This is a genomic window from Burkholderia sp. BCC0419, assembly GCF_902830285.1.
Taxonomy (GTDB): Bacteria; Pseudomonadota; Gammaproteobacteria; order Burkholderiales; family Burkholderiaceae; genus Burkholderia.
Genome location: NZ_CADESR010000001.1, coordinates 474,416 through 486,993 on the forward strand (window position 1 = coordinate 474,416; position 12,578 = coordinate 486,993).

Below are 12,578 nucleotides of genomic sequence, written 5' to 3' on the forward strand. Positions count from 1 at the left end.
CACTGAGCGGTTTTGGGGTGTGACATTAATGATGGACGACCCGGAGGTAGCTCCTTCGGAGATCAAGGACTTAAGGAGGCTGAGTGATTAATCTGATTCGAATTGGGGATGCCACTGACCACGGCGGCAAGGTAGAAACCGGTTCAACGAAGATGCGCTTCGATGGACGCTTTGTAGCTCGCAAAGGCGACCTTGTCTCTTGTCCGCAGCACCCGGGTGTCTCACCGAACGTCATCGAGGAGGGTGATGTTTCGATGACCGATGACGGTATCCCGATTGCGCGGCACGGGCATCGGGCGACGTGTGGATGTCACCTGCTCTCAAGCCTAGTCTGATTCAGATTACTGAAGGGTCGGGTTCCCCGATAATGCTCAGCCGGACGTCCGCACTCGTTAGTCCTGTCGGGTCTGAATAGCTCTAGTAACAACGCCATCTGGTCCGGTATGCTCGAGGGGGGCAGGGGAGCTTTCCGGTGCTGTTCGGCTCGACTGCTGTTCGGGTTCCGAGTTCTCGCTCGAACTTGCATGCGCGTTGGTCTGCTACAGCCGGTCGCGTCGGGCCGCATTTGGCCACAAGCGGCCATTCCCCTTCACGAATTGCTATCATTCGAACGGCCCCAACGGACAGTTTGCAACCGGGTTCATCGAGCTAGACGAATGTCCAATAATGCCGATCAGGCTGCGGGCGTCATTCGGCAGGCTTCGCCGCCCAGAGCTGTCATTCATGTGACAATGACGCTTCAGTCATAGACACGTCGCAATCACTTCGTAACCTCGAGCTGACCGTGTATGCCTATCAACATTGCAGTTGCGTTATTTTTGGACGCTATTGAATGAAGCGCATTGGGTTTCTTTCCGACCATTGGGATCATGGCCTCGTTCTTCAGGCGCTTCAATCCTTGGAGCATCCCGACGAGTATCACTTAGAAACTATTGACGATTTCCGGCGCGTGGAGTCAGTCGCGCAGGCTGTTTGGGGATTAATCAATTTAGTCGATGTTCTCGTTGCGCACATCACTAAAGACTCACGTAATCTTTACTATGAAATTGGCTTGGCGCACGGAGCCGGAAAGCCTGTAATCGTCGTGGCTGACAAGTCAGTATCATTGCCCGCCGATGTATTAGGGCAACGCATAATAAGTATTGATCCCTACGATCATCCTGTCGGAAACCTCACTTTCCTTATTCGCGAGGCCATCGAGGATGCAGATCGGCGGGGGCGCCTTTACACTGGTTACCGTGGCCCGCGAGAACGTACAGATCAATATCCTCGATCGGAACATGCGACGCCGGTTATAGATGATTTTCGTGCGCTCTTCTCATATGAGGGGGCAGCTCGAGGGGCGCGATTTGAACGTTGGTTCGTAGATGCCGCACGAGCCGTACCGGGCTGGGAAGTCATAGAGTCGGAACGGCCTTACGGCCATAGTGACGGATTCGACTTTGTCATCTGGAACTCGCGCGAAGACTCCGAACTGAGCGCCCTCGGAAATCCGATTGCCATTGAACTTAAGGCAATTCGGTCTATGAACGCTGTTATGCTGACCGATTTTCTTCATCGAGCGCGAGTAAGTGGATTAAAGGCGGTCGTTCTCGCTACAACAGGGAAAAATGATCAGCGGACGCGCAAACTTCTGTCTCGCCTGAGAAAGGATGAGCGGATCAACGCTATCGCTTTGGATCGAGATGACCTAATCCAAGTATCCCACCCGGAAGACCTAGTATTTTTGTTCAAACAAAAAATCCGTGAACTCCTCTACGAAGGGGAGTTCTGATGTTTGATCCCGCCCAACTTGCAGCCCGTATAGCGGCTGTGGACGCTGCCGCTACAAATCAAGACAAGGGGGCGAGTTTTGAGGCTCTCGCCATTTATCTATTCGAGCACTTGGATGGCGTTGAGGTTACGGAACACGATATTCGAATGCCGTCAGAGGAAATAGATATCGTGCTCTGGAACGCTCAGCAAGAGGAGGTCTTTCGCCCTTGGGAGGCTGTGATATTGGTAGAGTGTAAGAACTGGAGCGCGAATGTTGGTGCCCCGGCTCTGGATAATTTCATTGGAAAACTTAGGCGACGCAGCCTGACAACGGGAATTTTTGTGGCCGCCATGGGCGTCACTGGAGGTTTCATTAACGGAGACGGTGATGAACCCGGTGCCGTCGGAATTATCAGGAGCGCACTTCAAGAAGGCATCCGCGTTATCGTCATCACCATGAACGATATCCGAACCTTTGGTTCTCTTGACGACGTTCGAAGACTGATTAAGAAGCGTTATTGCGGCTTATATGTTCATAAGGTGCTTTAGGAATGATTTCTCGTCCAGCCGGAACGCGGAGGAACTGAGCTTCTCGGTTCCTTCAGCTTCTCGCGGTTCGATGGCCGACCACCTATAACGTTAGTGTCTGCTGTGGAGTGCGGCCGAACGAGGACCGAGCGACGGCGGATCATACCGCGGACTCAGCTTCCGACCGGGTCGGCCAGCACGCGTCATTCGTACAAGTTGCAACCGCGACGTCTACGCGGCCGTTCCGCTGCCGGAAGCTGTCAGCCGTCGGTTGGTTTTCACGACAATCCCATTGCGAGGTGGAGTTTTCGCTAGCGTACAACTGTGGAGATCGGTTACACACGGATTGCGGTTATTCCGATTGAGCAACGCTTTGCCTTTTCTCCGAAAATATTGCTATTTTGCCAATAGGTTCAGATCCAGGGTACAAAACGCCAAGTTGATGAAGCATGTCATTGACGATCGTTACAGCATCACTCTCCATCGATGTTAGACGTCGATGGACGACACGGGGTATACGGTGCAAGCGGTGCAAAGGATTCTGACATGTAATATAGTTTGTATCCCTCACGGCACCCCAGTGAGAGTGTACGAAGGTAGATGACCAAGAATAATACTTGTCGTAAATTTCCTTGGCGCCACACTGCTCTGCCAAGGTCCGGAGATTTGCTCTCGCCCAATGACCGATATCAATGTCAAGATATTCTTGCCACCGGTCTTCGTTCGCGATCTGATGCAAAGCATCTTCGTCAATAAAACTCGGTAGATCGCCTGCTATTTCTTGCGCCTTCAGGAAAGTGAGCTTTGCTTGGCCGGCGCCGAATACACGCCATCCAGACCAGAGTTTTTCATCGTCTTTTTGGCAAAGATAACGGAGTGTGACATATGCCTCTACCAGCGCACGCAAGCCAAGCCTTCCGAGTATGCCTTCATGACACTGACCGCCACCGATCTCATCGAGGATCGCTAGTGCGTAAAACACTAGTCCGAAGGAAGAATCGAGTCGGCTGTCAGTTCTGACACTCGTTCGACATTCCATGAATCGATTGAGTACGTCATTGCGGACCGATAACACGTTAGCGCGCTCGAGGGCAGTAGGTGCCAATTTCCCGTGTGCTGGATCGGTCGGATCGAGGCAGATTGTCTTATCTGAGCACTCTTGCCAGAAATCATTAACCCACTTCGCACCAGGTTTGCGGCGGAAGGCCATTTCCATAGATCGGATGGAGGGCCGAACCGAGCGCATGTCTCCCCTGTTCGGAAATTCAAAGAATTCTCGAATGCGCTCTTCGAAGGCTGGTCCGAATCGAACTCGATCGGCCAAAATTGCAAGCATTACCTTGAACCATCGGATATCTGTCGAAGCCTCTGACTGGTGGTCGATGGATTGACCGATCGCTCTAGCGAGTGTCTCCCAGTCGGCTGATTCGGGCTTAACGTCTAGCAAATGACGCCATCGATCGATTCCCGGAAGCGAATCCAGCAGAGCGAGGGGTCTTAGGGCCGCGTAACCCAAAGGATGTCGAAGTGGAATCCGGAGGTAAATCTCAAACTGCTCGTCGGGTAGCCTTGCCAGCGCCTCATGATCGAGGATAGCTGAAAAATACACCGTATCTTCTGGGTTTGGATTCTGCGGTGGTGCCTCAAAAGCGACTCCGCCTTCTGCGAACCACTTCGCGGCGTTTTCCAAGATCGCACGAAAGCAGTCTAGATATTGCTCGCGCGGAAAAGCCGCGCATATCAGTGCAGCCCACAGCATCGGCGGCAGATGATCATCCGCCCACGAGGACATTTGCACCTTGTCCATTTGCATAAAAGGTGGGCGAAGTTTAGTCCCGTCCCGTTTATGTCCGCTTAGGTCACTATAGTTATAGTCGCGATATTTGGATTTTCGCTTCGAGCTCTTCTTTTTATTCATTTAGCTTCCCCATGCTCAAATTTGCTACCTGTGGTCGGGTTTCTGCTCATATCGATACTACACGGTATCCAACCAGTCGTAATGTCCACAAGGTCCCCAAACCCACAGACCGACACAATTACTCCGAGCAGTTGACGCCCGTCCGTTTTTGCCTCCGAAACAGCCACTGAGGTTAGGAAGCCAAGAAGGACCGCTTCGGATCGTAACGGTCAATCGTATCAACTCGGTTTAGCTTTGGCGATCCGGCGAACATCCATGAACGTAACCTTACGAATTCGCAGCATCTGTCTTGCGTTGCGCACGCCCTATGCCTAACGGCCAATCCCCCTCAATTTCCCATTTCTGAGATGCCAGCCCGACTACACTGGTCATGAAGCCATGCTTCTCGCCATCGGGCGTTAAACGTAGTCCCCTTCGCCCCGATGGTCGAAAGAAAGCCGTCTTGCCCAACAAGACCCAGCGAAGAGGGGAGAGAGAAGGGGAAACCCGAGGTACCAAAGAAGCGCGGGCCGCATGGGCGGCAACCCATACGACCCGCTGACCACCACCAACTCGAACCAGGAGTCGGAAATGGCTGACGCCAATACTAAGCCACGTCGTAGAAAGAACAAACCCGTCAACATGCAAAAGACGTTTGAGCTGGTCCTGCGGAACTACCCGGACCTTCCCAAGCGAGGCTGGCCGTACCTGCCGTGGATGAAGGCGATCGATATCAATTTCAAGATCTTCGGATTCAAGCCGGGCGACCGCGTGTACCTGAGGGTCTGCGATGCCAACCGGACGATCACGATCACGCCGGACTACGGCCAGTTGGCGCTGCGAGAGCAGCCGTACCACGATCCTGACTGGGTGCCGCCGCCGCTATAACGCTTGCAAGGGCCGCTTGATGCGGCTCTAGAGAGTGGAACGCAGGCGTTTCCTGAATGCGATTGACCGCCGGGGCGGCACCGCCCCGGCCATTGCCGCGAACGCCGCAACTCACACCTATAGCCACCGTCAACAACTGTCACGACCACAGGGCCCGTGAGGCCTCACCGCGCCTACGGAAATATCCGCCGGGCTTCACATCACCGCCCGCCAGCAACCCGCTTCACAACCGCTCCCCGCTGCAACACATACTCAACCCGCGCACCTTCATCAGCCACCACCCCGATATCCTCAAGCGGATTGCCATCCAGCACGACGAGATCGGCGATCGCCCCCACCGCAACCACCCCAAGCTGCCCCTGCATATTCACAATCTCCGCCGCCACCGTCGTCGCAGACCTAAGCGCCTCCAAATTCCCCAGCACCTCCGCCCGAATCCGAAACTCACCGGACTGAAACGCATGCATCTCGCCGAGCAGGTCCGACCCGAACCCCATCTTCACACCGGCCTTCGCATAGATCTCAAGCGACTCGCGTCCGTTCTGCTGCACGGAAGCCACCTTCGCGATGGAGTCCGCCGGCATCCCGAACGCCGCGCCATGTTTCGCCAACGCGTCATAAGTCACCAGCGTCGGCACCACAAACGCCCCACGCTCATGCATGAGCGCCGCAGCCGCCTCATCCACAAGATTCCCGTGCTCGATCGTCCGCACGCCGCATCGCACAGCCCGCGCAATCGCCCGCCCGGTATACGCATGCGCCATCACATACGTATTCGCGGCCTCCGCCTCATCAACGATTGCCCGAATCTCGTCCTCCGAATACTGCGTGTTCGCAATCGGATCGGTCGGCGAAGCCACGCCGCCTGACGCCATGATCTTGATCTGCGTCGCGCCTTTCTGAATCTCCTCACGCACGGCGAGCCGCACCCCTTCGACACCATCGACGACCCGCGCAATCGCCCCCGTCCTGAAACAGCAGGAGCACGGCTCCAGCACATCGCCACGAGGCCGGAAATCCCCATGCCCGCCGGTCTGCGACAGCGCTTTCCCCGACGGAAAAATCCGCGGCCCCGGAATCAGCCCGGTCTCGACCGCCTGCATCAGGCTCCAATCCGCGCCCCCCGCATCCCGCACACTGGTAAACCCACGCGACAACATCGCATCGAGAATCGGCAGCGACCGAATCGCCGCGAGAATATTCGGCTGCGTCGCATTCGCGCCCAGGTTCGCATTCGATGCCAGCACATGCACATGGCAATCGATGAACCCCGGCATCACGGTTTTGCCGCGCGCGTCGATCACCTGCGCATTCGGCAAATCCACCGGCCGATCGGTGACTTCGACGATCCGCTCGCCTTCGATCACGACATGATGATGTTCGAGCAACACGCCTCGTTCGAGGTCGAGCACGTTGCCGCCTTGAAGCACGGTAATGGTCATGGGAGAAATATCCTTATCGAATCGTTGCGGCCGCATGCTTCGCATCCTTCACGAAGCGCGTGCCGACGAAACTGACGGCCGCCGCGAGCATCACGTAGAACGCAGGCGCCATGTTGCTGCCGGTGCGGGCGATGAGCCACGTGATCAGGAACGGCGCGAACCCGCCGAAGATCGTCACCGCGAAGTTGTACGCAACGGATAACCCGGTCGACAGCACCTTGGTCGGAAACAGCTCCGCGAACGCCGCGAGGATCGGCCCCGTATAGGTCGCGATCAGCACGCCGAACACGGCCTGGAACACGATCAGCGACGCGAACCCGGGCGCATGGTTGATCCACGAGAACATCGGCCACGCCAGCACGAGGATCGCGAGCGCCGAGCCGGACAGGAACACGCGCCGTCCCCACGCGTCGGCGAGTCGCCCGACGATCGGCGAGCAGCACATGATCATCAGCCCGCCGACCATGCCGGCCGTGAAGCCGGTCGATTGCGGCAGATGCAGCGTGCGCACGGAATAGGTCGGCATGTAGAACAGCAGCACATAGGTGCAGACGGTCCACAGGATGACCATCGAGAAACTCGCGAACGTCTCGCGCGGGTAGGTGTGCAGCACTTCCTTCAGCGGCGAGCTTTCCTTCGCCTGCGATTCGACGGCGCTGAACGCGGGCGTCTCGTCGATATGGCTGCGAATGAAGTAGCCGACCGGCCCGACGATGATCCCGAGCAGGAACGGCAGCCGCCAGCCCCAGCTATGCAGCGCCTGCGTGTCGAGCGACGTCGTGACGAACGTGCCGGTCGCCGCACCGAGCAGCACCGCGAAGCCGATGCTCGACTGGATCCAGCTCGAGTAATACGCGCGCTTCTCCGGCGGCGCGTATTCGGTGAGGAACGCGGTGGCGCCGCCCATCTCGCCGCCGGCCGAGAAGCCTTGCAGCAGCCGCGCAACGACGATCAGGAGCGGCGCGGCGATGCCCGCCTGTTCGTAGGTCGGCGCGATCCCGATCAGCGCGGTGCCGGCCGCCATCAGCAGGATCGTGAGCGACAGCGCGGCCTTGCGTCCTACCTTGTCGGCATAGACGCCGAGCACGATGCCGCCCACCGGCCGCATGAAGAAGCCCACGCCGAACGTCGCGACGGTGAGCAGCACGGACGTCAGTTCGTTGCCGGTCGGAAAGAACAGCTTCGCGATGATCACCGCGAAGAAGCTGTAGACGGTGAAGTCGAACCATTCGAGACCGTTGCCGATCACGGTCGCGACGATGGCGCGGCGGCGCTGTTGCACCGCCGCATCGACGGAAGGCGCGGCGCGTGGGGAAAGCGTTCCTTGCATGGTCTCTTCCTCTGTCAGAAGACGGGACGGCTGCCCCGCGTGAATCCCATGCTAAGGACAGCCGGATTTTTTTCTGAAACGAAAGATTCGCATGCCTGCATGCGCTGCACGCATGCGTCGCGCGCAGGGCATTCAGGCCCCGGTCTGCTGCTCCGCCTGTTCGAACAGCCAGCGGGTGAACAGGCGGGCGGCCTGGTTCTGCGCGCGGTCGTTCGGCGAGATCACGTAATAGCCGCCGCCGTGGCTCGCCGACGCCTCCGTCACGCGCACGAGCAGGCCGGCTTCGATGCATGCGTCGATCATGTAGCGCCAGCCGAGCGATACACCCTGACCGAGAATCGTCATCTGCACGATCTGCGGATAGGAGTTGATCGTGATGTCCTGCGGCTGTGCCTTCTGCCGGTCGACGTCGTTCATGTCGAACCATTCGGACCACGACATCCATTGGCGCTGGCCGTCTTCGAGGCGCAGCAGCGTTTCGTTCGCGAGATCGGCCGCGTCGAGCGTGCGGCCGGCCAGATAGCCGGGCGCGCAGACGGGGAACACTTCTTCGTCGAACAGCCGGCGTGCGGTGTATTCGGCCGGCGCCTGCTGGCGCACGTAGTAGACGCCGACGTCGAATTCCGCGGGCGACATCGATGCAAGACCGTCGCGCACGATCAGGCGCAGCTTGATGTTGGGATACGTGGCGCGAAAGGTCGGTAGCCGCGGCGTGAGCCACAGCAGCGCGACGCCGGACGAGCACGCGATCGTCAGTTCGAGATCGCCGTACGGTTTCATCACGTCGTGCGTGGCTTCCGCGCATTGCGTGAGCAGATGATGAACCTGCGCCGCGTATTGCTCGCCGGCGATCGTCAGCCGCAGCGAACGGTGTTCGCGAACGAACAGCGAGCGGCCGAGGAATTCCTCGAGTTGCTGGATCTGGCGGCTGATCGCGCTTTGGGTCAGGTGCAGTTCGGCGGCGGCTTTCGTGAAACTCGCGTGCCGCACGGCGGCTTCGAACGCGATGAGGCACTGAAGAGGCGGGAGAGGCGTGATGCGCATGGCGGGCAGGGAGTCGAGGGCGCTGCCTCCATGATACGGGTGGGTTCGACGAAAATCGCAACCCATGAAGGGCGCTGTGGACTCGCCCTATTCATGCGAAGATTGACGGAAACAACACCGACACGTGCCCAAGAACGACGTGACCCTATCAAACTCCGAGAGCAAAGTGAAAGCTGTCCACCCACCCTGGATGCCCGTCGCGCTGGCCGAACTCGGCATCCGCCGCCACCCGCCGGGCAGCATCAATCCGCGCATCGTCGAGTACAACAACCAGACGAACCTGGTTGGCTACGACGACAAGATTTCCTGGTGCTCGTCGTTCGTGAACTGGTGCATGGCGCACGCCGGATTCCGCGGCACAGGGTCTGCGCTCGCACGCTCGTGGCTCGAATGGGGCAAACCGCTGGAGCATCCGGTCTACGGCTGCATCGCGATTCTGACGCGCGACGATCCGACGAGCTGGAAAGGGCACGTCGGTTTCTACCTGCGTCACGACGCCGAATACGTCCACCTGTTCGGCGGTAATCAATTGGAAGAAGTGCGCGAACTCGCGTACCCGTTGAACGAAGTGATCGGCTACCGTTGGCCGATGTCGGATAACCACGGCGCCGAGCTTGCGTAACGGTGCGGGCCGTCGACGCGGTCCGCATCCGTATCAGGCATCGGCTTCAATTCTTCGCGACGGCCTCCACCTCCGTCCCACCCGCCGCGTCATTCCGGCTCCACCCACCCCCAAGCGACCGATACAACGCCACCGCCGCCAGCGCATGCTCGCGCTTGATCTGATTGAGCGAATCCGACTCGCGCAGATAAACCTCCTGCGCCGACAGCACATCCAGAAAGTCCGTCGCGCCACCCTTATAAAGCTGATTCGCCAGCCCAAGCGCTTTATCGGAAGCTGCCAATGCACTATCGAGTCGCCGCGTCGCCTCATCGGAACTGACGAGATTCGTGCGCGCATCCTCGACTTCCCGCAGCGCTTGCAGCATCGTCTGCCGTAACCCGAGTTCGGATTCGCGCATCCGGCTTTCGCTCTGCGAGATATCGGCGGTAATGCGCCCCGCGTTGAAGATCGGGCTCGTCGCACTCAGCGCCGCGCTGAACAGGTTATCGGTCAACGTCGGCAACCCGAGATACGAAGCTGCGAGAATCCCGTCCGTCAGGTTCAACGAAAACTTCGGATAGCGCTCGGCCTTCGCCACGCCGACTTGCGCGGCACGCCGCTCGACTTGAGCGTAGGCAGTCAGCACATCGGGCCGCCGCAACAACGCTTGCGAAGGCAACGTTCCCGGCGCGCCAATCGGCGGCGCAGGAATCTCCCCGGCCTGCGCCAGCAAAAGCCGATCGATCGATTCCGGCGTCCGCCCCGAATACACGGCGATCAGATTCAACTGATGCGAAATCTGCGCCTGCGTCGGCGGAATCCGCGCTTCGAGCGCATCGAGCTGGTTCTGCGCGCGGGTCACGTCGAGTTCCGTCGACAGCCCGAACGCCTGCCGCTTGCGCGTGAGTTCGAGCGCATGCTGCCGGATCTTCGCGTTGTCCTGCAGGATCTTCAATTCCTGCTGCGCCCAGCGCAGATCGACATACGCGGATGCCGCATCGGCAGCAAGCGCGAGGCGCATCGCATCTTCTGCGTGCTTCTGTCCGACCAACTCCGCTTGAGCGGCCAGCAAATCGAGCCGCTCGCCGCCGAACACATCGGGCGACCAACTCAGCGCGAGCCCTGCACCGGCCTGACGTACATACCCGAGCGGTGGCGGCGTGTTCTGCCGCGCGTCGGCCGCATGGGCGGTCGCGTCGAGTTCGGGCAGCAGCACCGCGCGCTTCTGCACGGTCAGCGCTTGCGCTTGCTTCACGCGTTCGGCGGCGGCTTGCAGATCGAGGTTGCCGTCGAGCACGGTCGCGATCAGCCGGTCGAGCACGGGGTCGTGGAATTGCGCCCACCATGCGGCCGCGTCGATGTCCGCGCGCGGCACGTCGGTATCCCAGGCGGTGGGCGCGAGCGTCTGAACGGATTCGTTCAGCGCCGGATGTTGCGCGGGCTGCACCGCACACCCTGCGGCGAACACGCTGACGGCAACGGCGACGAGTAGCTTTTTCATGATGATGATCTCAGTGCGCGTCCGGCGGCGGCGCGTTCAACGTAATGGGTTTGGAAAACACGACGGCAAGCAGCGCGACGACGAAGCACAGCGATAGCGCGTAGTACGCATCCGCATAGGTGAGCGTCAGCGCTTCGCGATAGATCAGCCGATGCAGGTTCGCGAGCCCGGCCTGCGCGGTATTCAGCGTATTGCCGGCCACCGAGCCCCAGTACGCGGTCTGCCGATCGAGCAGCGACGCGACCTGCGGTTCGCCTGCGCTCACGTGCTCGTTCAGCCGCAGATAATGAAAATTCAGCCGGTCGTTGAGCATCGTCGCGCTCACCGCGATACCGATCGCCCCGCCGAGGTTACGCATCAGGTTGAACAACCCGCTCGCCGATTTCAGCCGCGACTGCGGCAGCGAGCCGAGCGCCATCGTCACGATCGGCGGTACGCTGAACTGCTGGCCGATGCCGCGCAGCGCCTGCGGCAGCAGCAATTCCCGCCAGCCCCAGTCGTGCGTGATCGGCGTGTACAGGTAGCAGCCGAGGCCGAAGCAGATCAACCCGAACACGAGCAGCGCACGCATGCTGACGTAGCGCGCGGCGAACGCATACGCGCACAGCGCGACCAACTGGAACGCGCCGACCGACAGCAGCGCGATGCCGATCTGCAGCGAGCTGAACGCCCGCACCTGCGCGAGAAACAACGGCGTCAGGAACACGGTCACGAAGATGCCGATGCCGGTCACGAACGACAGCAGGCTGCCGATCCCGAAGTTGCGTACGGCGAGCGCGCGCAGGTCGACGATCGGATCTTTCGCAGTCAGCGCATGCACGATGAACAGGAAGCCGCAGATACCGGAGATCCACGCACAGATCACGATCGCATCGTCGCCGAACCAGTTCTTGCGCGGGCCTTCCTCGAGCACGTATTCGAGGCAGCCGAGGAAGCCCGACATCAGCACGATGCCGAGATAGTCGCCGCGCTTGATGAGGCTGAGATCGGGCGCGTCGATATGCACGTAGCGCGGCACGAGCGCGGCCACCGCGATGCCCGGCACGAGGTTCAGGTAGAACAGCCAGTGCCACGACCATTGGTCGGTGATCCAGCCGCCGATCACGGGGCCGATCGCCGGTGCGAGCGACGCGAGCGCGCCGATGGTCGTCGATGCAATCAGCCGTTGCTTGCCGGGGAACAGCACGAACGCGGTGGTGAACACGGTCGGGATCATCGCGGCGCCGAGCGCGCCCTGCAACCCGCGGAACAGGATCATCGAGTTGATGTCCCACGCGAGCCCGCACAGCATGCTGGTGATCGTGAAACCGACGGCCGATGCGACGAACAGCCAGCGTGTCGACATCACCTTCGACAGCCAGCCCGACATCGGGATCACGATGATCTCGGCGATCAGGTAGGCGGTCTGCACCCACGACAGTTCGTCCTGGCTCGCGGACAGCCCGCCGCCGATGTCGCGCAGCGACGACGCGACGATCTGGATGTCGAGCGTCGCCATGAAGAAGCCGACGCACATCAGCGCGAACGCGAATACGCGCTGCCTGGTCGGTTGCGACGCGGGGTCGCCGGAAAACGCGGTGGTCATCGTC

The 12,578-nt window shown here is 59.8% G+C and carries 11 protein-coding genes; 5 read left to right on the forward strand and 6 right to left on the reverse strand.

Annotated elements, in window-relative coordinates:
* The first annotated feature begins 83 nt into the window (after positions 1-83).
* From HWW87_RS02150 to HWW87_RS02160, 3 genes are all read left to right on the forward strand, one after another.
* Positions 84-335 carry a PAAR domain-containing protein gene (locus tag HWW87_RS02150; RefSeq protein ID WP_175819056.1) on the forward strand — a complete coding sequence of 84 codons (252 nt, stop codon included), beginning with the start codon at positions 84-86 and terminating at the stop codon, positions 333-335.
* Between the two features lie 497 nt (positions 336-832).
* Positions 833-1,774, forward strand: a complete 942-nt coding sequence (locus HWW87_RS02155; RefSeq protein WP_175819057.1) for a hypothetical protein — start codon at positions 833-835, stop codon at positions 1,772-1,774.
* Positions 1,774-2,304 (forward strand): restriction endonuclease, encoded by a 531-nt coding sequence (locus HWW87_RS02160; RefSeq protein ID WP_175819058.1) that lies wholly within the window; start codon positions 1,774-1,776, stop codon positions 2,302-2,304. Before HWW87_RS02155 ends, HWW87_RS02160 begins: the two co-directional genes overlap by 1 nt.
* A 331-nt stretch (positions 2,305-2,635) precedes the next feature.
* On the opposite strand, the gene HWW87_RS02165 is transcribed toward HWW87_RS02160, so the two are convergent.
* Positions 2,636-4,201, reverse strand: a complete 1,566-nt coding sequence (locus HWW87_RS02165; RefSeq protein WP_175819059.1) for a DUF5677 domain-containing protein — start codon at positions 4,199-4,201, stop codon at positions 2,636-2,638.
* A 513-nt stretch (positions 4,202-4,714) separates the two neighbouring features.
* Between HWW87_RS02165 and HWW87_RS02170 the strand changes: the two genes are divergently transcribed.
* On the forward strand, positions 4,715-5,068 hold the full coding sequence (locus HWW87_RS02170) for a hypothetical protein (RefSeq protein ID WP_244107121.1): 354 nt from the start codon (positions 4,715-4,717) through the stop codon (positions 5,066-5,068).
* Positions 5,069-5,268: 200 nt separating this feature from the next.
* Here HWW87_RS02170 and HWW87_RS02175 read toward each other — a convergent pair whose 3' ends face one another.
* The 3 genes from HWW87_RS02175 to HWW87_RS02185 form a co-directional block, all read right to left on the reverse strand.
* Positions 5,269-6,510 (reverse strand): amidohydrolase family protein, encoded by a 1,242-nt coding sequence (locus tag HWW87_RS02175; RefSeq protein ID WP_175819060.1) that lies wholly within the window; start codon positions 6,508-6,510, stop codon positions 5,269-5,271.
* A 13-nt stretch (positions 6,511-6,523) separates the two neighbouring features.
* A complete protein-coding gene (locus tag HWW87_RS02180) occupies positions 6,524-7,840 on the reverse strand; it encodes an MFS transporter (protein WP_175819061.1) in 1,317 nt (438 codons plus the stop codon).
* A gap of 132 nt (positions 7,841-7,972) precedes the next feature.
* Complete coding sequence (locus HWW87_RS02185; RefSeq protein ID WP_175819062.1) at positions 7,973-8,884, reverse strand: LysR substrate-binding domain-containing protein; 912 nt, start codon at positions 8,882-8,884, stop codon at positions 7,973-7,975.
* A gap of 190 nt (positions 8,885-9,074) precedes the next feature.
* On the opposite strand from HWW87_RS02185, the gene HWW87_RS02190 reads away from it, so the two are divergent.
* Positions 9,075-9,506 (forward strand): TIGR02594 family protein, encoded by a 432-nt coding sequence (locus HWW87_RS02190; protein WP_175820654.1) that lies wholly within the window; start codon positions 9,075-9,077, stop codon positions 9,504-9,506.
* A 46-nt stretch (positions 9,507-9,552) separates the two neighbouring features.
* Here HWW87_RS02190 and HWW87_RS02195 read toward each other — a convergent pair whose 3' ends face one another.
* Both HWW87_RS02195 and HWW87_RS02200 read right to left on the reverse strand, forming a co-directional pair.
* Positions 9,553-10,989 carry an efflux transporter outer membrane subunit gene (locus HWW87_RS02195; protein ID WP_175819063.1) on the reverse strand — a complete coding sequence of 479 codons (1,437 nt, stop codon included), beginning with the start codon at positions 10,987-10,989 and terminating at the stop codon, positions 9,553-9,555.
* Between the two features lie 10 nt (positions 10,990-10,999).
* Entirely contained in the window at positions 11,000-12,574 is a 1,575-nt protein-coding gene (locus tag HWW87_RS02200; protein ID WP_175819064.1) for a DHA2 family efflux MFS transporter permease subunit, read from the reverse strand.
* Between the last annotated feature and the right edge of the window lie 4 nt (positions 12,575-12,578).